This is a genomic window from Bradyrhizobium canariense, assembly GCF_900105125.1.
GTDB lineage: Bacteria > Pseudomonadota > Alphaproteobacteria > Rhizobiales > Xanthobacteraceae > Bradyrhizobium > Bradyrhizobium canariense_A.
The window spans coordinates 6,158,848-6,177,075 of sequence record NZ_LT629750.1 but is presented as its reverse complement, the minus strand read 5'-3'; the positions used below and the strand labels follow the sequence as shown (position 1 = coordinate 6,177,075).

Here is an 18,228-nt window from a genome sequence, read left to right as displayed (position 1 = left end):
CCCTTTTTCGCCTCGCTTCACCCATGGCTGCGCATTGGAGATCGAAATGTGATTGGGCGTGCCCCGGCAAGCCAGGTTTTGATCATGAGATTTCTGCATAGTCAGGCTTAGCAAATTTGCAAATCTATAAACTTGCCGTTGGTTTGAAATATTGCTATATTGCTTAGTATGACTGAGCATTCAGGCGGGAAGCTAAACCACCTTGAACATACCCTCCCGGAAGGCCTATTGGTCGATGCTGGGTGGATGACGAAACATGGCTATTCGACAGGTCTGCGCAGCCAGTATGTCTCGGCTGGCTGGCTGGTTCAGCCGACGCGTGGAACTTTCAAGCGTCCGCTTGGCACTCTGACATGGCAGAAGGCCGTCATATCGCTTCAGACGCTGCTTGAGCGCCCCCTGATCGTCGGAGGGCGAACCGCGCTCGAATTGCAGGGCTTCTCGCACTACCTCCGGGCTGAAGGGCCGACCGTCGTTTATCTGTATGGTCCCACTGCTCCGCCCAGCTGGCTGTCCAAGCTTCCGCTCAAGGAACGCTTCACATTCCGCAAGAGCACAACGCTCTTCAAAGCCGATCCGGTGACGAAGGGGCTCAAGAACTTCGCCTGGAATGTCCAGAACAATACCGGCGCAGCCGCCGATGAATTCCAGGCAGGCCCATTCAAGCAGATATGGGGCCAGGGCGAATGGCCGCTCACCGTCTCATCGCCCGAGCGCGCGTTGCTCGAACTGCTCGACGAGCTGCCGAATAGCGAGAGCTTCCACCAGGCTGACATGCTTGTTGAAGGCTTGCGCAACCTCAGTCCCCGCAAGCTGCAAAAGCTGCTGGACGATTGCCGAAGCGTGAAAGTCAAAAGGCTGTTCTTCTGGTTTGCCGACCGGCACAACCATTCATGGCTGAAGCAAATAGACCGTGACAAGGTCGATTTGGGGAAAGGAAAGCGCATGCTGGTGAAAGGCGGAAGGCTCGATCCGAAATATTTGATCACCGTGCCGGAGGATCTCAGTGCCCCTATCTGAACGCTATCGGCATCAGGTTGCGCTGCTGATCGAGACCTTGCCATTCGTTGCGGCGGAAAAGGATTTTGCTCTCAAAGGCGGGACTGCGATCAATCTATTCGTGCGCGATATGCCGCGTTTGTCAGTCGATATCGACTTAACCTACCTGCCTGTCGCCGGCCGGCCGGAATCGCTGGCCGCGATCGATGCGGGCATGAAAAGAATGGCTGTCGCCATTGGCAAGAGAATTCCGGGCGTCAAGGTGAATGAGGTCGTGAACCGCGCGGAAGGCATCGTTACCAAGCTGACACTTCAAAGGGCTGGCGCTCAGATCAAGATCGAAGTCACTCCCGTCCTTCGTGGTTGCGTCTTCGATCCCGAGATGAGATCCGTGCTTCCGAACGTCGAGGAGAGCTTTGGTTTTGCAGAGACACAAGTCGTCTCGTTTTCCGACCTCTACGCGGGAAAAATCGTCGCCGCCCTTGACCGCCAACATCCTCGCGATCTTTTTGACATCCGCGATCTTCTGGCGAATGAGGGCATCAGCGACGACCTGAGGCGCGCTTTCATCGTCTATCTCATCAGCCATGACCGGCCTATTTCGGAGGTTGTGGTGCCGCGGCGAAAGGATATCCGCAAGGAATTCGAGCACGGCTTCGAGGGTATGACCTCAGATCCGGTCTCGCTGGATGAGCTATTGAAGGCACGCGAGGATTTGATCACCGAGGTATCTGGAAAAATGCCGAAGCAGCATCGAGAATTTCTGATCGGATTCAAACGCGGGAAGGCAGATTGGGCTCTGTTGGGCATCGATGGAGCAGCAGAGCTTCCCGCCGTTCGATGGAAGCAGGTCAACCTCGATAAGCTGCATGCTGCAGATCGCGAAAAGCTTGTGGCTCAGTTGATCGCAGTTCTTGAGTGACCGCCATGGCTGCTCTCACGACGTCTCAAGAATTCCTTCGCATTTCGCAAATGCTCACGAACCTGACCGTGTCGATCCCGATTGCTCTCATAACGGCATCGCGGATCGATGAAATCGAGACACGATCGGCAAATGAGCCGACGCTCGCATCTCTGAACAATGAGCTGCGAAAGAAGCTGAAGGCGGTTCAAGGTCCGCAAGACCACACGTCGATGGCGCAGGCCTACGAAGTCTACGCCGAAGCCTGTTTCTGGCTGGAAATGGCCGACCGAGGCGTGCGTCTCGACCGGACGCCGGGGACGGGACAGCTCAATCAAAAACGTCCCGATTTCGTCCACGCTCATCCGGCGGGACACGTGTACTTCGAGGTCAAAGCGCTAGAAATAGCCGACCCGTCCACGCGCCACAATCAAATCGCTTACGACGCGCTGGACAGTACAGCCGATCTTGACGCACGGGCTCGTGGGCCGGGCGTTCATTTCGGCAATCCTGTCGAAATTTCCGGACCTCTGCCTGGCACCAGCCTGGCCGAGCGCCTTGACGCAACCATCGAAAAAATCACGAACAACGTAAAGGGAGATCAAATACATTATGGGCCGACCGTGCTTGTGGTCGATCTTGGACGGTTCAATACCATGCCTTACGGCCCCTCAAGCTTGCTGCCCGTATTCTTTCACGATTGCCCGCCTGCCGAGAGCTGCGTCAGTGGGGAGCTATGGCAGATCGGGTTTGGGACTCCTGGTGAGCAACTTTTTTCGCTGCCTGAGTTCGATGGGAAAAGTAATCTTGCCGGTCACCAGACCCGAAATGGCATTTTTCGGGAGTATCCCGGGCTGATGGCCATCACCTTCGTACATCCCCGGTGGAACCAGAAGTCCGAGCTGCTCACCTTGTGGAATGTTGGATTCGACCAAAGCGTCCTAAAGAACCCTTGCGGTTTGAGCGAGTCGGATATCGATGACCTACTTTATAAGTTCTCCGACGGCGTGAACGACTCCAGCAATGAGCGAGGCTGGTATTTTCGGGTAATTCCCCTCCGGCCCTAGCTGCGGAGGCGTGTGGTGCTTGACGTTAGCAGGCTTTCCGTAAACCCAACGAGCTGCTCAAGCGTATCGATGAGTGCGACCTGAAGCGGGAGAACGTTGATGCGCGCTTGGGGCTGCTGGGCGACGGCAGCGAGAATGTGATCCCGTTCGACCACCCGAAGTTCGGTGAGCTTTACCGTTCGGAGGTTAAGAAACTCGTCAAAGCGCTCAAGATCAACCGAAAAGTGATAGAAACCCGTGCCACCTTACGTAACTTGATTGACTGCACTGTAGTGCATCCAGGTCGTAAGCGGATGGGCACGCAGTAGGGCTGTGGAGTATGCTCGGTCGCTATAGGATAAAGCAGGAGCCGTCGTCGTATAATAGCGTAGAGAACACTGGTTTGACGATGTCGCAACAGAGGCCCAGCGGATTACTTTCGTTGGGTCGCTGGACGGCTAAGGCGTGAATGAGGAGCAGATTTATCTATGCTCTTCCGTAGACACCGTGACTAAGAGATCGTCTGCGCGCCTGACCGTTGCCCTCCGAAGGCAAAGGTCACACGTTCGAATCGTGTCGGGCGCGCCAGTTTTTTCTTATTTTGTTTTGCAGCTGGATAAGCGTGCCTGGACTGAAACTCCAGGTCTGCGTCATTCGAGTACGTAAGCGACTGGATGGAAAATCGGAAGCTACACAGCTCAATAATCCTGGTGCACAAAATGCCCACTCGCGATCCCACTCGGCCGGCCGGATGTCAGTTGTTGAGGGCCCTGCAGACGGGATTTGCTCAGCTTGAGTTCTTCGCTTTTTGACCCGTTGCTGCCGTCACGGTGCCAGAACATGGCTTCCAAGTCCGCCAACGGCTCCGAGGAAGGACCGACGCGAATTACGGTTTGCTGTCTGCATAACTTACGACCTCCCGGGTAAATTTGGATAAGCACTATTTGCAGGCTTTTCACGAGGCTTTACTCTGGCTGCCCAACCCGTTTTGCGGCCAGCGGTGTCCAATCGCCGATGGGGACGAAAGCGGCCCAGTAGTAGGGGTGCCGGGTCGCTGGGTTTGCGATCATCGCCTTCTGTGCCTCGCGCAGCGCCGCTGCGCGCCCCTCGCCCTTGAGCAGGCGCTGATAGTAATCCACCATCAGCCCTTGCGTCTGGGAATCGGCCACTTTCCACAACGACACAAGTTGCGCCTCTGCTCCGGCGAGCACCAGCGCTCGGCGAAGCCCGTACACTCCCTCCCCCTCTTCTACCTGCCCCAGCCCGGTCTCGCAGGCCGAGAGCACCACCAGTTGGGTGCCACGCAAATCAAGTTGCGCGGCTTCCGCCGCGGTGAGAATGCCATCGTCGCTCTCGCCAGAGCGCCGCGCGTTGGCCCCGGCCAGGGCGAGCCCCGAACGCAGCAGCGGGTTCTCGCCCAGCGGCAGGGGCGGCGTCTCGGTGCCGAAGCTGACTGGCTGAAGGACCCCGGCCGCCACCTGTTGATCGCTCAAGAAGAACCCGTGAGTGGCCACATGCAGGATGCGCGGACCGTGCACCCCCTTGAGCTTCTCCTCGGTGGCATTGGCTCCGGTGAGCAGCTCCTGCACATCGAGCTTGAGCAGTCCTTGCAGTGCTTTGGCCTCGTCTGCGGTGCCCGCAAGCGGCGTGAACACCAGGCCGCTGCGGTCCAGATCGCCCGAGCGGTACAAGCCGATATCGCGCGGCGGACCGCTTGTGCTCTGACCGTAGTCCGGATCGGCCATCACGACGGGACTGCCGCGTGCAGGTACTGGCGCCGCCAAACTCAACAGGTCGCGACCGCTGGTGAGGTAGGTAAGTTCAGAGTGCTGCGCGACATACTCTCCGTGCTCGTCTATGAGCGCCGCGAAGGGCAGCAGGTTCAGTGCCCCGTCGGGGGACAGGAGCAGCCGATTGATGCCCGAGAGAGAAGACTGCAGCGGATTGATGAGCTTCCCGAAGAGTTTCTCTCCCACCTCCTTGTAGGAGGTGCGTGCCGGATCGCTCAGCGCGACACGGAAGTCGCTCACGAGGGTGTCGATGTCCTGCGCGGCGCCGAGGTCGATCGCCGCTGGATCGCCCTCACGCCGCAGCACATAGGCGACATAGCGCGGCGCGCCCCATTGTGTCTTCTCGTCCTTCATCTTGGGGTCAAACGGATGGAAGCGAAACCACTCCACCAGCGCTGCGTCAGCCGGCAGCCTCTGGCGCACCCTCTCGAGGGTGATCGGAGCCACCGCTTGGCGAAACGCGGTGCTGCGGGCAGAGATTTCCCCTTCCAGCCGCTCCTGCTCGCGGGCAAGAGTGTCCAGGCGCTCGCGGTACGCCGAAGCGGAGAGATTGCCCGGCCCACGGAAGGTGAGGGTCGAGAGCTGCTGCGCTACCGCGGCAAGCTCATCAAAAAGTGCCAGGTCCTTGGGGTCAACGCTGCGGCGCAGCAGAGCGACGCTGTCGGCCATCGCATCGAGCACCCGGCCTTTGTACTGCAGCACCGCCGTGAGCCCCAGCGCCTTGGCGCGTGGATCGGCCACCATTACCGAGAATGACGCGTCGAAATAGGCATCGCCGCGACGCTGCTGAAGATAAGCCCGCTTTCGCGTCTCGTCACCGCTGAGCAGGAAGCGCACGGTATTGATCTCAGAAATGCCCCGCGCACGCTCGAACAGCGGCTCGGCGTTCGCATAGGCACCCACGACCTCATTCAGTCCGGCGAGATTGTTGAGCAAGCTTGCAGTGTCGGGATGCTCGGGGCCGAGCGCCTTCTCAGTGATCGCCAGCGCACGCTGGTAGAGCGGCTCGGCCTTGGCGTAGGCGCCCATCGCAGAATACAGCGCAGCGAGATTGTTGAGCGAGAGCGCCGTGTCGGGATGCTCGGGGCCGAGCGTCTTCTCAGTGATCTCCAGCGCGCGCTGGTAGAGCGGCTCGGCCTTCGCGTAGGCGCCGGTGGCCTCGTATAGCAAGGCGAGATTGTTGAGCGAGCGGGCCGTGTCGGGATGCTCGGGGCCGAGCGCCTTCTCGCGAATCGCCAGCGCGCGCTGGTAGAGCGGCTCGGCTCTGGGGTATGCGCCGGTGGCGCGGTACAGTTCGGCTAGATTGTTGAGCGAGTTGGCGGTGGCGGAATGCTCGGGGCCGAATGCTTTCTCGTCAATGGTGAGCGCACGCTTTAAGAGCGGCTCGGCCCTGGCGTAGGCGCCGTTCGCTTGGTACAGCTCGGCAAGATTGTTAAGCGAGAGGGCGGTGTCGGGGTCCTCCGGGCCGAGCGCCTTCTCAGTGATCGCCAGCGCGCGCTCCAAGAGCGGCTCGGCTCTGGGGTATGCGCCGGTGGCGCGGTACAGTTCAGCTAAATTGTTGAGCATGCTGGCGGTGTCGATATGCTCCGGGCCGAGCGCCTTCTCAGTGATCGCCAGCGCGCGCTGGTAGAGCGGCTCGGCCTTGGCGTAAGCGCCCATCGCAGTGTACAGCGCAGCGAGATTGTTGAGCGAGACCGCCGTGTCGGGATGCTCGGGGCCGAGCCTCTTCTCAGTGATCTCCAGCGCGCGCTGGCAGAGCGGCTCGGCCTTGACGTAAGCGCCTATCGCTTGGTACAGCTCGGCGAGATTGTTCAGCGAGTCGGCGGTGTCGGCACTCTCGGGGTCGAGCGCTTCAGTGATTGACAGCGCGCGCTGCGCAAGTGGAATGGCTTGCTGGTATCGCCCCGTTGCATAGTACTGCAAGACTTGCCGGTTCAGGCGCTGCGCTTCGGCGAGGTCGCCTTGTTGCGCGTCCGCCGTGGACAGGACCCAGAGCGCGAGCACAAAGACCACAGCGATGCGCCAGTGCAAGCCCTTCATCGAGCCCCCCGTCATTTATAGTTATTATACCTATATACGGTATCATTGCCCGTATTGCTCGTGCCGCTTTTGACGAGATTGCCTGCACAATGTCGACAGTCGAGCCCCCGGCGATATCCGAGCTGTCCGCGCTCGACTATCGCCCCGGCCGGCCGCCGACACCGCCGACCGGACGCTCAGAAATCGCTCCTCGTGGCGAATGATTATAGCTAACGTGCGTGTGTCTGAATAAACTCAAACATCTTCTTTACCAGAGGATTGTTACAGTCGAACTCAGAACTGCCCTCAATCGGTTCAGAGAGTAGAATGCGATCCTCGGCCGTAAGATCATCCTCCCCGAGTCTCTTTTCGATCAGCCCCCTGAGGAAGGCACGCTCCCTAGCAACAAGCACGTGGCAACGCGCATCCACATCCCGCGAAATGGCTAATAGTAAATCAGCATCCGACAGCGCGAGCGCGGTGCGAGGGAATAGTAGCCCTGCCGCGACGACGAATATGCAGAGGCGAAGCCACGCTCCAAAATTGCGAGGATGCTCGACTAACACGTCCACCTCCTTTGGCAAGGTTTCATGCTGAAAAATGCACCTGTACGCGCATAGCGGCAAAGCCTATCCCAGCTGAGGCAGCATGTCTGGTATTCACGCCTAATCTTTTTACAACGCGGGAGGACGACCCGATCCGCTTCGAGGTTCGCGTGCGCCCTGCCGCACTGAACGCGGTCCGACCCTGGCAGAGTATCGGTGGCAGCGTTGGTGCCCAGGGAGCTTCACCGAACCCTTGGCATGGCCGACCAGAGCCGCGATCGTCACCTCGGTAAAGCCGAGATCTTTGGCGATGCTCGCGAAACTGTGGCGCAAGACGTGGGGAGTGATATCGGATACGCGATCGTGTCCCAGGGCGCGGTGTCGTCGTATGAAAGCGCGGGAAACACTGATTTGACGATGTCGCAACAGAAGCCTAACGGGTTGCTTTCATTGGGTCGCTGGACGGCTAAGGCGTGAATGAGGGCAGATTTATCGATGCCCCTCCATAGCAAGCCGCAGCGCCTTCGGGATGCGTTGCGCTTTTCCGCCTGAGATAAACGCCACGCGTACACGCGCCGTGACTAAGAGATCGTCTGCGCGCCTGCATTCCTGCAACAAGTCAATCGACGCGCCCTTCACCTCTTGCGGGACCGTGACGATGTCAAGCAGATCGTCCAAAATCGCCGGTCTTAGAAAATCGATTGTTATCGAACGGACAACGAAGGCAAAACCGGGCGCATCGTTCTCTGCTTCTTTGAGCAGCGCTTGTTGACTGGTTCCGAGCAGGCGCAAGTAATTCGTTCTGCCGCGTTCCATGAAGCGCAAAAAATTAGCGTGATAAACAATTTGGCCGGAGTCTGTATCTTCAAAATAGACGCGAACCTGCATGTGATGGCAGCCGTCGCGAATTTCGCCATCAAGAGAGGCTGTCACAAGTGCGATTCCCATTGCTGCGGTTGCGAGAACCAACTCTCTTGCACAGAGGCTCTTTTCTGAGCAAGCATCAAAATCTTGGGCTTGGCTCCTGCCGTCGTGCCGATCGGGTCGGCGAGTTGAAGACCCCACGCCCTGGAGCTCGTCGGCCGCTGCGCGTCAAAGAGAAAAGCCCACGCTTCAGGATCGTGGGGTGGGTTCGAGCGCCAGAGGAGCCTCAGCTGATTGAGACGCTACCGCGCCGTTAAAGCGCCGTATGGCGCTTGAGCTTCGGCGCCTCCACCCGGGCGACGCCCGCGCTAACCGACCGCCTAACCTCTAGGAACCTTTGTCTTTTCCCCTCGCGGGGCTCGTGTACAAATTGTTGTTGCTTCTCGGCGAGAGACCCCCTATATCTATCTCATCGATTGCAGTGAGATAAATGAAGATCATCGCCCTTCCTATGCTTCGTCCCGGTGTCGACCCCATCCTTGCGGGCCGTCTTTCTGGTCAACGCGCCTTCGTCGCGGCGCTCGAACAGTTTCCCGAATTGGCGGAGGCCGCCATCGTCCTCCTCGACTTCGGTGGCGTTGAGCTCGCCACATCCTCCTATCTCAGCGAGGTGCTGGTGCCGCTGCGCGATCATCTGCGGCTCCGCCGTCAGCCGGGCTACACGGTCGCCGCCAACTTGAATGAAAAAGTCCGCGAAGAAATCGAAGAGATGTTGCGGCGCTCGGGTGACGCCTTCATGACCTGCACCACGGATGGAGCAGGGACGATCTCCGGCGTTCAGCTCTGCGGGCGGCTCGATGAGAAGCTGCAGGAAACCTTGAAGCTCGTAAGCCGCAGGCGCGAGACCACCGCGGCGCAACTGCACGAAGAAACCCGTTCGGTCGATGCCGTAGGTGCGACCGCCTGGAATAACCGCCTCGCATCCTTGGCATCGAAAAGCCTCGTGGTGGAGATCTTGCAGGGCCGTACCAAGAAGTACCGGCCTGTTCTGGAGGTTGCCTGATGGGGCTGGATTTTATTCGCACCGCGGCGCCGGGCTTCAATCGCGTGCTCGACCGCCGCCTCGTCGAACTGAATTCGCCGACGCTGTTCAGCCGTGACGTGCCGGTGTTCTCGCGCACCGCGCGCGCCGACATGCGTGACGATGTCGCGGTGACGCTCGGCGAAAAAGTCATGCTGCGTGTGATCAATAACAAGGTGATCGTGCAGCGGCTGAACGCTGTCATCGCCGAGTGTCCCAACGCGCCAGCCGAACTTGTTGCGATCCTGCGCTCGGGCGCGGGCATCGCCGAAGGCGAGATTACGTCCGTTCAGCCCATCAGCCAAACCTTGGAGGTAGGCATTTGCGAGTAACCGCCCGTCCGCAGGAACAGCCGGTCACCCCAAACCTCCGCCGACAACGTCGCCGCTGGGATGAGGGCGAAGCGTTGCCGATGGCCCTGGGCTGTCTCGACTGTCCCGACCTTGGCACCTGCGGCGGCATCCGCAAACGGCAAGCCGCTTTCTCCTGTCTTGATGATTGCTGCGGCAATCCCGACACCTGCGACGGTATGTGTCCCAATAATCCGATCGGCTTTCGGGACCGCATGCGTGAGATCAAAGGCTTTGAGCTCGATAATATTCCGCGGGCCTCCCCTTGTCCGGCCCCGGAACTGCCCGCCTACATTCCTTACATCTATCACGGTAACCGCCGTGCCAAGCCGCTCGACATCGAGGCGGTAGCGTTGCCGCTTCGCTGCTTCCACCGTCCGGACGGGTGGCTGCGTTTTGCCAGCCACGCCGAGGTCGAAGCAACGTTCGGCATTGGCCCGCACACGCGCATCGTGCTGATCGGAAGCGGCCGCGATAAGTCCATCGAAGCATGGTGGAAACTCAGTGAACGGCGCATCCCGATCCTCGCGGGACTGCGCGCTCTTGGCGTCGCCCTGATCACGGGACCGAACTACTCCATGTTCACGGACGAGGTGCGCTATAACGACATGCACGCGATGAAGCGCATCGGCACGGCCTGGCAGGAGATCATCGCTGCCGGCGTTCCCGGGGGGTATCACCTCAATGCCCGAACACCGAAAGATTACCAGCGTCTCGCCGCGTTCATCGCCGAGCGGTCGGAAGTGACCGACGTCGCATTCGAGTTCAAGACCGGGGCGTCCTGGCGGAAGCGGCTGCCGTTTCACGTTCATGAGTTGACGCAGCTTCCCAGCCGTGCCGGGCGGTCGCTCAATCTCACCATGATCGGCGGCCTGACGGTGTTGCCGGCCTTAGCCCCCGCTTTCAATCGTGTGACCTACATCGATACGTCGGCGTTCATGGCCGCGATGCACCGGCAACGCCTCTATCTTAACAACGAAGGCAAGATGAAGAAGCTGAGCGAACTTACGCTGATCGGCCAGCCGGTCGACAGTCTCCTGGTCGAGAATATCGCCACCATGCGGGCGCGCATCGAAAGCCTGCTTCCCTAACGGGCCGTTCGCCATGATTGACACCCGATATCAATGGGTCGCCGAACTCGAGAGATTGAGCCCGATCATCAAGACGTATGATCTGACAAACACGACCCTGAAAAAGAACACTGTTTACGTCGACCGGACATCGAACCAGTCGGATCGCACCCGCGATAAAGATGCTTTCAATGTCGCTAATTCACCGCCGCACAATGCCATCATCGTCGACGCGGTAGCGGCGTTGCAAGGGAAGATGCCGGATGACGCGATCCGCAGCCTGCTCGGTGAACTGACTAGCAAGAAGACGTATGGCGCGTTCAGCGAACTCGTCGCTTACAAATGGTTGAACGATGCAGGCCTGCCGTTCACGGCACAGGCGCCGATGACGGGGGCCGACGTTGTCAACCCAAATGGCACCGCCGCCGACGGCCAAACGACGTTCCCTTCCGGCAAAATCGCAAACCTCGACATCAAGGGGTTCGGCTTTGTCGAGCATAAAACCGAGATCTTGCAGAAGCGATTGGCCGACGAATTTCCCAAAGACGTGGTTCAGTTCGGTGGCGATTGGAGCTTATCGATCGACACGCTTCAGGATCTGCTCGACTATAAGGGCTTTTCCAGTCTGGTGGCCGAGCTTCAAAGCTCCGGTCAGGCCAAGCGCGGCGCATTGGAGTTCAGCGTTCAGAAGAAGCAGCGCATGAATGTTTCTACCCGCTCGATCAATCTCACGACAATGGCGCAGTTGAATGAAGGCTATCCCTATCGTTTCACCGGCCAATTCACGCGACACCGCCCGTTCTTCCTTGTCTTCATAATCCATCCGTGGTTTGGCGGTGGTCAGCTCAATAAGAATTTCGCTGGTACCACAGACCACGTCGCCAAGACGCTTGCGGCGGGGGCGTTTCAGTCGTTCGTCAACGATATGACGCTAGTCGAAGGCATCACGCACGCGGAGGCGTCGGCGCTTCTGTCGGGCTTAGTGTTCCTCAACGGCTGGCCCGCGACGGGTACTGACGCGCCGCCGTCGAAGCCGTTCTGCCGCGTGTATCTCAATGGCGGTGCAAAACATCCGCTTGAGGTCTCGGATTTTGACCCGTTCATAAAGGCGTTCGGTGACGGCATGCTTGTTGAGCGCATCGACCCACCGCCGCAGCCAAGATCCTGGCGCGGACTAGCCGCGGGGCTGCTCCTCGTTGTCGCAGCCGTAGCGGTTCTCCACTATCTCGCGGCTCAACATCAGTGACGCGTGTCCGAGCCCGGCATCATTGGCTGGCACCGCACGGCGGCGAGAAATCCTTTGAACGGCGCCTTTTGGGCAAGGCGGGCGGTTTTCAACTCAGGTTGCGGGCCGCTGATGAGCAATGCGTGATCGCCCGAACGAAACCGCAAATCGGCATTCAAATGGGCAAGACCGAGAAACAGGTCGCGAAAGCCGTTTCCGTGGCCGGACTTGCGCCCATAACGCGATACGTTTTCCTGAAGCGCGGTGTGCATGGCAAGGCCATGGTCGGTGAGGTCCGCAAATTCCTCGTCTTCGCGCAAGGTCGCAAGAATCCCATAGCCCGCGTCGGCCGCAACAAATTCAAAGGAAGAAGCGCGGGCCTGGAAGGCAAGAATGCCTGTCGATGACGCGCCAGAATGCTCGTGAATGTTGGATTCCATCTCACGCAGCGCTGCCGTCAAGCTTTGCGCGACGGGCTTGACGAGGCCCGACGTTTCGGCCGCCATTCGTGCGGCGATCAGAAAGCGGTTTCGCTGCAGATCGTCGGCCTCCACGCGCGGATCGAAGGTCGTGCGCATGAATCCGCGTGTCCGTGTCTCATCGAGCCAAATGTTCTGATGGCTCACGAGCGCGGAGCGAAGATCCAGCTGTGTGATGGAATCGAGCCACGGCGTTTGCAAGAGAGGGCCCGTCCGGCCGGTGCTGGCCTCCATCATCAGCTCAATCAGCGGGCACACGTCGTTCGGCGCGTAGCGAACCTGCGGAGCTCCTTTGAGCCGGCCACGTCCATGGGCGCCCACGAGGTCGTCAACGACATCAAAGGTCAGATTGGCGCGCGGCAAAGGTTGGCTGGCAAAGTGCACAAAACGCTCAGAATGGAAGGTAAATATCCCAAAATAGGCGGGTATAATATGCGAGTCGCGTCCCAAGCCGCGAGTCCATTTGGACGGTTGTGCTCAACCAAATGCAGGCCCGCCGGCGCCCGTAAGCAGGAAATCCAGACTTAAGATATCCTTAGCATCGAAGAATCTTGGGGGGACTTTGACAGTTGCCACGGTAGCGGCGCCGGCCATATGGCGCACCGAAAAGACCGTTCTGGTTTCCGGGCATACGGTGCACGGGCAACGGCCCAGCCCGGTCTCGGACGGGTTTGTGGCTCCGGCCATGCCGCCAGCCATCCGCGTCCGGCCAGAGGCGCTTGCAGCAGCGATGGGGCGAACGCTCACGCTACGTCGGGCGCCTGATGCGATGCTTGCCCAATGGGCCCGCTCGCAGCTCCTGCAAATAGAATATCTCGTGCGGGATGGATCTTCCTTCGCGCTCTCGCCGGACATCATGGCGCTTGGCGATGCGGACCGGTCCGGCTTTGCTGGACGCGTTGGCGCTGGCGTGACCGACGTTATGATGAATGCTCTCGGATACGTCTGGCGCGACAACGGCGTCGCATTACCCGGTAGCGCCAATCCGCACGCCGACTTCATCTATGCTGGCGGCGCCGTCGCCGCCCATGGCGTGGTGCTAGCCGAGGCCCACGGTTCTTTTGCGCTAGCGGTGACGAGCGCCGACATGAAGCGAGAGGCCAAGCAAAAGTATTTTCGCCAAGTGAAACCGCACATCGGCCAATTATGCGCGCATGGAAAGGTCGTGCACGGCTACTCCGTGGCTTTCGGCTCTAATCCTGTTTCCTCCGACACGTTCTTACATATCGCCGAGACAGAGATAGCAAAGAAAAAGTCGAAGCCCGCTCCGCCGCCTGCCGTTTCCCAGGCGGGTGCGGGGTCTGCGCCTGCCTCCGTTGTTTTCGCCGCGCATCGGTCGAACTTCTTATTGATGGGCGCTCCGCAGATCGTCGCGTGGATTGACTGGCTCCGGGGTGCTGGCAATCGACCCGACGACGAGATCGTCACAACATTTCTGACGTTCGGACTTGGCGGCCGGCGGTTCTGGGTTGCTGCCGAAAGTCTGTTTCCCTTCGTCCGGCCCTGGCTGCTGCTGGACGAGTTCGAATCCGTCGCCGGCCGATTGCCGCCAAGCGAGTACGGTCACTGGTTCCGGCGGCTTCAGGGTAGTTTTTTCAATGTGTTCGCGATGGAGGAAGTTGCCGCGAAGTCATTCCTCTCTCTTCTTTCCGGAATGATAGGCGGCCAGGCGGCCCCGTTTCCCAGAGTTGTTGATCTACCAGCGACCGAGCCGTTCGGCCTAGTTCCGGGATTTGACAGCCCTTCGCGCGATGATGGATCACGGTATCCGTTCGTGCTCTTTCGGGATGGATTGGCGCTGCTTTCGAGGCTCACGAGGACCTCGGCACCCGACCGGTTCACGTGGTCGCCGCGGCATGGATTCGGTTGACACTTCGCCCACGCGGCTCGGGCCTTGCGGCTTCGATCCCTACTTGAGCCGCGCTACCGCGCTCCAAAGCTTTGATACGGTGCCTACAAAAGGCTGGGTTTGGCGAGCCGCCGGAATTCACGCGGCGCGCGTTTGACGTTTACTTCGAACGCTGGCGACCAACTTTCACCGGCGCAGGTTTCCACGCTCGGGTGAACTCACGCGTAGCACGATCATATGTCGCGAAGTCATTCACCGCATTGGCCACCACCAACGCGCCCGTGATCGTTGCCAGCAATTGCGAGGCCTCATCCGACGAGAGGCCCTCCTGCACGAGCTTCTCATGACACATCTTGAAGAACTTCTTTACTTCCGCTGACACTTCCGACGGCAGATCCATGGTTGATGCACCGAGCACGGCGCATGGACACATGCGATCCTCTGAGTGCAGAGTCCCTCGGAACGCTTTCACCCAAACCTTCACCGGGTTTGGCTCCTTCTGGAGCTCCCGTTCGATCAAATCCGCCGTCTGTGCGGTATAGCGCTGGATGACGGCAGCCGCGAGATTCTCCTTGGTCGGGAAATGATAGTGGACACTAGAACTCTTGACGCCCACGTCGACTGCAATCTCTCGAAAACTGAAACCGCTGAATCCGCCCTTCCGCATTCGCCGCTCGGCGGCGTCCATGATGGCGGCGGCGACGTCACTCATTGGGTCTGCTCCCGTGGCTACCTCTCGATAGGTAGGGCTTAAAGAGACCAAAAACAATGCCCGTCAGTCTATCTATCGATAGGGCACAATGCTATGCAAGATAGCGAACGTCTGTCGCAAGCCTAATCTTCGGGTCCTTGGCCGGGCTTCGGCCCGTCGATCGCGGAAGACATCCCCTCCCTCGGCACGAATCTCAGGCAAGCTGGGTAATCAAGATGTTCTCGGTGATCTTCGAAGTCCATCCCAAGAAAGAACAATTCGACCTTTACCTCGCTCTTGCGAAAGACTTGAGGCCGATCCTGCAGGCCATCGACGGGTTCGTCGACAACGAGCGCTTCGAAAGCGCGCGCCGGCCGGGGTGGATCCTGTCGCATTCCACGTGGCGAGACGAAAAGTCCGTTGTGAGATGGCGCACCGTAGCCAAGCACCACGAGACTCAACAGCGCGGCCGCGACGACGTCTTTCAAGATTATCATTTGCGGGTTGGCGAAATCGTGGCGGATACGGCGCCTCCCGACGGCGTGCCTCTGGTTGAACAGCGTTTGGACGAGACGGAGGTCGGCGCCGGGAAATTTGCAACGCTTACCGAGGTTTTGCCGGCACCGACTAGATCGGGATCGCTGGCTCTGTCGGAGCTCGCTGACCGCTTGTCGCTCGATCGAAGGCACCCGGCCCTGATCGACCACGACGTTTTCTCAAGCATCTACAATGCGGGAAAGCTTGCATTGTTGGCGAGCTGGCGCGACCGCAACTCCGCTGAGCAGTTTGAACCACAGCTCCCTACCGAGGCCAACGCTGTTCGTCATCGCGTCGTGCGCATCGTGCGTGACTACGGCATGTTCGATCGACGTGAAAGCCCACAATATTATCCTGACGTTCCGCGTGGCCTGATGACGCACCGATAGGTTCCGTCGGAGGAAGGTCGGCAATCCGTCCGCCGCCCGTCACGACGTTGTTCCTCTCTATCGATAGATCAGGCTTGACGCATCCAGTTTCCAGAGTTAATTCTCGGAAGCTCATCAATCTATCGATAGGTAGAATAACCGGGAGAGTTGCCATGCGTTTTCAGGACAAGGTCGCGATCGTTACAGGAGGCAGTTCGGGCATCGGCAAGGAAGTGGCGACCCGATTTGTCGCTGAAGGTGGATCTGTCGTCATCATCGGACGCGATGCCGCCAAAGCTGAAGCCGCAGCCAAGCAAATCGACGCGACCGGAAAGCGTGCTATCGCCCATGTGGGCGACATTTCCCTGCCGGCGACCGGACAAGCAGCGGTGAAGGCAGCGCTTGATCGCTTTGGCCGCCTAGACGTCCTGTTCAACAACGCCGGCATCTTCGGGCCGAAGCCATTCCTCGACGTCACCGAAGATGAATACGATCGTTTCCTGAACATCATCCTCAAGGGCAAGTTTTTCATCGCACAGGCGGCCGCCAAGACCATGAAGGCTGCGGGCCGCGGCGGCGCGATCGTGCAAACTGGCTCCATGTGGGGCCTGCAGGCGATCGGCGCCACGCCGTCATCGGCCTATTCAGCGGCCAATGGTGGCGTCCATGCGCTGGTCAAGAACCTCGCGATCGAGCTGGCGCCCGACAAGATCCGCGTGAATGCGATCGCGCCCGGCGTGATCGAGACCCCGGTCTTCAGCACATTCCTGACGCCGGAGCAGGTGAAGACCGTTTTGCCGACCTTCAATGCGATGCACCCTCTTGGCCGCAACGGTCAGCCCGCAGACGCGGCCGAAGCGCTCCTGTTCCTTGCCTCGGATCAGGCGAGCTTCATCACCGGGGTCATCCTTCCGGTCGACGGCGGCATCATGGCTGGCAGGCAGTGATCGCCTGCGGTCGGGGCAACATCCGACCTTAGTGATCCGTCCCGCGCTCGACCCGCGCGGGACCGCCTTCCTCTTCACGCCCCTCCCTTCCGTTTCCAGCGCAGCCTCATCACGAACGGAGAATCCCAGTGGGTATAAACGTTCAAAAGAAGCTCTTCACGCCCGTGCAAATCGGGCCGATCACACTGAAACACCGTGTCGTCATGCCGCCGATAAGCCGGCTACGGGCGCAGCCAGGGACGGGCATTCCGAGCGACTTGCAGCTCGATTATTATACGCAGCGTGCGTCTGACGGCGGGCTGATGATCACGGAAGCGACAGCGATCGCGGCGTCCGCGCGAGGCTACTATCACGCGCCCGGTCTCTACGCCGACGAGCACGTGGCAGGCTGGAAACGCATCACGGATGCAGTTCACGCCAAGGGCGCATACTTCTTCACCCAGCTTTGGCATGCCGGCCGCACGACACATGTCTCGATCACGGGATCGCAACCGGTCACGGCGTCCGTCGATCCGACCTACTGGGCTGATCCGAGCATCGTCGTCGATACGCCTGATGGGTTTCGCCAGACGTCGCCGCATCGCGCGCTGGAGACGGCGGAAATCGCCAGCATCCTCGATCAATATCGCGCCGCCGCGCGCAACGCCAAGAAAGCGGGTTTCGATGGTGTCGAGCTGATGGCGGCCAACGGCCACCTGATAGATCAGTTTCTGCAGAACAACACCAACAAGCGGAGCGACCAATACGGCGGTACGGTCGAGAATCGAATGCGTCTTCTGGTCGAAGTCGTCCAGACGTTGAGCGAAGTCTGGGGCGCGGATCGGGTCGGGGTTCGGCTCGCGCCAAGCGGGACGTTCAATGGCATGGGCGACAGCAATCCCCGTGCGCTGTTCCGCTCGGTGGCAGAGCGGCTCGACGGCTTCGGGCTCGCGTATCTTCACCTCATCGAACCGCGGGTGAAGGGCGGTGAGACCATTGCCGAAGCGCAGGCGCCGGTCGCAGCCCAAGAATTGAGCAAGATCTTCAAGGGACCAGTCATCGCAGCCGGTGGATTCAATCCGGAGACGGCCGAGGCAAGCGTGGTCAATGGCGATGCGAGCCTAATCGCCTTCGGCCGTCACTTCATCGCGAATCCCGACTTGCCCAGGAGGATCGAACTCGGCTTGCGGCTGAACCCATATGACCGCAGCACCTTCTATGGCTACACCGCGCGCGGCTACACCGACTATCCCACCTACGAAACGTCCTTACAGGCTCTGCTTCCCACTTCCTGATTGAGCCTTCGAAAGCCCTGCCGATCGTCTGCGCGTCGGCAGGACCTCTTGTCGCTGATCTACATAGCCAAGCTCATCGCGCAGGTCGCGGAACAGCGGAATGGATGGTTTCGTGCTCAGGAATGGCGAAAATAGCCTCGGTATTGCAGCGGGACAGCTGCAGACTGATGCTATGCCACCGTCTCCGACGGCT

18 protein-coding genes are annotated in these 18,228 nt (G+C 59.6%); 13 read left to right on the top strand and 5 right to left on the bottom strand.

Features of this window, described 5'->3' with window-relative positions; translation table 11 throughout:
• The first annotated feature begins 168 nt into the window (after window positions 1-168).
• From BLV09_RS29210 to BLV09_RS29195, 4 genes are all read left to right on the top strand, one after another.
• Window positions 169-1,020 carry a type IV toxin-antitoxin system AbiEi family antitoxin gene (locus BLV09_RS29210; protein WP_146689865.1) on the top strand — a complete coding sequence of 284 codons (852 nt, stop codon included), beginning with the start codon at window positions 169-171 and terminating at the stop codon, window positions 1,018-1,020.
• The gene (locus BLV09_RS29205) at window positions 1,007-1,921 is read left to right on the top strand and encodes a nucleotidyl transferase AbiEii/AbiGii toxin family protein (protein ID WP_146689864.1); all 915 of its coding nucleotides are present in this window, start codon (window positions 1,007-1,009) and stop codon (window positions 1,919-1,921) included. Before BLV09_RS29210 ends, BLV09_RS29205 begins: the two co-directional genes overlap by 14 nt.
• A gap of 5 nt (window positions 1,922-1,926) precedes the next feature.
• Window positions 1,927-2,967, top strand: coding sequence for a hypothetical protein (locus BLV09_RS29200; protein ID WP_146689863.1), 1,041 nt, complete (start codon window positions 1,927-1,929; stop codon window positions 2,965-2,967).
• Between the two features lie 107 nt (window positions 2,968-3,074).
• The gene (locus tag BLV09_RS29195) at window positions 3,075-3,275 is read left to right on the top strand and encodes a hypothetical protein (protein WP_244548841.1); all 201 of its coding nucleotides are present in this window, start codon (window positions 3,075-3,077) and stop codon (window positions 3,273-3,275) included.
• A 636-nt stretch (window positions 3,276-3,911) separates the two neighbouring features.
• Here BLV09_RS29195 and BLV09_RS29190 read toward each other — a convergent pair.
• Window positions 3,912-6,776 carry a CHAT domain-containing tetratricopeptide repeat protein gene (locus BLV09_RS29190; RefSeq protein ID WP_197684988.1) on the bottom strand — a complete coding sequence of 955 codons (2,865 nt, stop codon included), beginning with the start codon at window positions 6,774-6,776 and terminating at the stop codon, window positions 3,912-3,914.
• Window positions 6,777-6,985: 209 nt separating this feature from the next.
• Complete coding sequence (locus BLV09_RS29185) at window positions 6,986-7,321, bottom strand: hypothetical protein (RefSeq protein ID WP_146689861.1); 336 nt, start codon at window positions 7,319-7,321, stop codon at window positions 6,986-6,988.
• Window positions 7,322-7,558: 237 nt separating this feature from the next.
• Here BLV09_RS29185 and BLV09_RS37500 point away from each other — a divergent pair, with 237 nt between their 5' ends.
• Window positions 7,559-7,777, top strand: a complete 219-nt coding sequence (locus BLV09_RS37500) for a hypothetical protein (RefSeq protein ID WP_167558565.1) — start codon at window positions 7,559-7,561, stop codon at window positions 7,775-7,777.
• A gap of 12 nt (window positions 7,778-7,789) precedes the next feature.
• On the opposite strand, the gene BLV09_RS29175 is transcribed toward BLV09_RS37500, so the two are convergent.
• A complete protein-coding gene (locus BLV09_RS29175; protein ID WP_244548840.1) occupies window positions 7,790-8,248 on the bottom strand; it encodes a YbgC/FadM family acyl-CoA thioesterase in 459 nt (152 codons plus the stop codon).
• Window positions 8,249-8,654: 406 nt separating this feature from the next.
• Here BLV09_RS29175 and BLV09_RS29170 point away from each other — a divergent pair, with 406 nt between their 5' ends.
• The 4 genes from BLV09_RS29170 to BLV09_RS29155 are packed head-to-tail and all read left to right on the top strand — an operon-like array spanning window position 8,655 to window position 11,911.
• Window positions 8,655-9,227, top strand: coding sequence for a hypothetical protein (locus BLV09_RS29170; protein WP_146689858.1), 573 nt, complete (start codon window positions 8,655-8,657; stop codon window positions 9,225-9,227).
• Window positions 9,227-9,577 (top strand): hypothetical protein, encoded by a 351-nt coding sequence (locus BLV09_RS29165; protein WP_146689857.1) that lies wholly within the window; start codon window positions 9,227-9,229, stop codon window positions 9,575-9,577. The genes BLV09_RS29170 and BLV09_RS29165 overlap by 1 nt, the downstream gene beginning before the upstream one ends.
• A complete protein-coding gene (locus BLV09_RS29160) occupies window positions 9,568-10,686 on the top strand; it encodes a hypothetical protein (protein WP_167558911.1) in 1,119 nt (372 codons plus the stop codon). Before BLV09_RS29165 ends, BLV09_RS29160 begins: the two co-directional genes overlap by 10 nt.
• Window positions 10,687-10,741: 55 nt before the next feature.
• Window positions 10,742-11,911: a hypothetical protein gene (locus BLV09_RS29155; protein WP_146689855.1), complete on the top strand. Its 1,170-nt coding sequence runs from the start codon at window positions 10,742-10,744 to the stop codon at window positions 11,909-11,911.
• Here the strand turns inward: BLV09_RS29155 and BLV09_RS29150 are convergent.
• On the bottom strand, window positions 11,905-12,753 hold the full coding sequence (locus tag BLV09_RS29150; protein ID WP_146689854.1) for a hypothetical protein: 849 nt from the start codon (window positions 12,751-12,753) through the stop codon (window positions 11,905-11,907). The two genes, BLV09_RS29155 and BLV09_RS29150, sit on opposite strands and share 7 nt — an antisense overlap.
• Window positions 12,754-13,054: 301 nt before the next feature.
• Between BLV09_RS29150 and BLV09_RS29145 the strand changes: the two genes are divergently transcribed.
• Window positions 13,055-14,239, top strand: coding sequence for a hypothetical protein (locus BLV09_RS29145; RefSeq protein ID WP_146689853.1), 1,185 nt, complete (start codon window positions 13,055-13,057; stop codon window positions 14,237-14,239).
• A 139-nt stretch (window positions 14,240-14,378) separates the two neighbouring features.
• On the opposite strand, the gene BLV09_RS29140 is transcribed toward BLV09_RS29145, so the two are convergent.
• Window positions 14,379-14,930 (bottom strand): TetR/AcrR family transcriptional regulator, encoded by a 552-nt coding sequence (locus BLV09_RS29140; protein WP_146689852.1) that lies wholly within the window; start codon window positions 14,928-14,930, stop codon window positions 14,379-14,381.
• A gap of 215 nt (window positions 14,931-15,145) precedes the next feature.
• Between BLV09_RS29140 and BLV09_RS29135 the strand changes: the two genes are divergently transcribed.
• The 3 genes from BLV09_RS29135 to BLV09_RS29125 all read left to right on the top strand — a co-directional run bounded on the left by BLV09_RS29135 (window position 15,146) and on the right by BLV09_RS29125 (window position 18,035).
• Window positions 15,146-15,835 carry an antibiotic biosynthesis monooxygenase family protein gene (locus tag BLV09_RS29135; protein WP_146689851.1) on the top strand — a complete coding sequence of 230 codons (690 nt, stop codon included), beginning with the start codon at window positions 15,146-15,148 and terminating at the stop codon, window positions 15,833-15,835.
• Window positions 15,836-15,987: 152 nt separating this feature from the next.
• The gene (locus tag BLV09_RS29130) at window positions 15,988-16,761 is read left to right on the top strand and encodes an SDR family NAD(P)-dependent oxidoreductase (protein ID WP_146689850.1); all 774 of its coding nucleotides are present in this window, start codon (window positions 15,988-15,990) and stop codon (window positions 16,759-16,761) included.
• Window positions 16,762-16,889: 128 nt separating this feature from the next.
• Window positions 16,890-18,035, top strand: coding sequence for an alkene reductase (locus tag BLV09_RS29125; RefSeq protein WP_349536696.1), 1,146 nt, complete (start codon window positions 16,890-16,892; stop codon window positions 18,033-18,035).
• Window positions 18,036-18,228 lie beyond the last annotated feature (193 nt).

Bases quoted from the DNA above. Each gene is read 5' to 3' on its own strand.
- BLV09_RS29210 (WP_146689865.1), top strand. From the start codon at position 169: ATGACTGAGCATTCAGGCGGGAAGCTAAACCACCTTGAACATACCCTC.
- BLV09_RS29200 (WP_146689863.1), top strand. From the start codon at position 1,927: ATGGCTGCTCTCACGACGTCTCAAGAATTCCTTCGCATTTCGCAAATG.
- BLV09_RS29190 (WP_197684988.1), bottom strand. From the start codon at position 6,776: ATGAAGGGCTTGCACTGGCGCATCGCTGTGGTCTTTGTGCTCGCGCTC.
- BLV09_RS37500 (WP_167558565.1), top strand. From the start codon at position 7,559: ATGGCCGACCAGAGCCGCGATCGTCACCTCGGTAAAGCCGAGATCTTT.
- BLV09_RS29175 (WP_244548840.1), bottom strand. From the start codon at position 8,248: ATGGGAATCGCACTTGTGACAGCCTCTCTTGATGGCGAAATTCGCGAC.
- BLV09_RS29170 (WP_146689858.1), top strand. From the start codon at position 8,655: ATGAAGATCATCGCCCTTCCTATGCTTCGTCCCGGTGTCGACCCCATC.
- BLV09_RS29165 (WP_146689857.1), top strand. From the start codon at position 9,227: ATGGGGCTGGATTTTATTCGCACCGCGGCGCCGGGCTTCAATCGCGTG.
- BLV09_RS29145 (WP_146689853.1), top strand. From the start codon at position 13,055: ATGCCGCCAGCCATCCGCGTCCGGCCAGAGGCGCTTGCAGCAGCGATG.
- BLV09_RS29140 (WP_146689852.1), bottom strand. From the start codon at position 14,930: ATGAGTGACGTCGCCGCCGCCATCATGGACGCCGCCGAGCGGCGAATG.
- BLV09_RS29135 (WP_146689851.1), top strand. From the start codon at position 15,146: ATGTTCTCGGTGATCTTCGAAGTCCATCCCAAGAAAGAACAATTCGAC.
- BLV09_RS29130 (WP_146689850.1), top strand. From the start codon at position 15,988: ATGCGTTTTCAGGACAAGGTCGCGATCGTTACAGGAGGCAGTTCGGGC.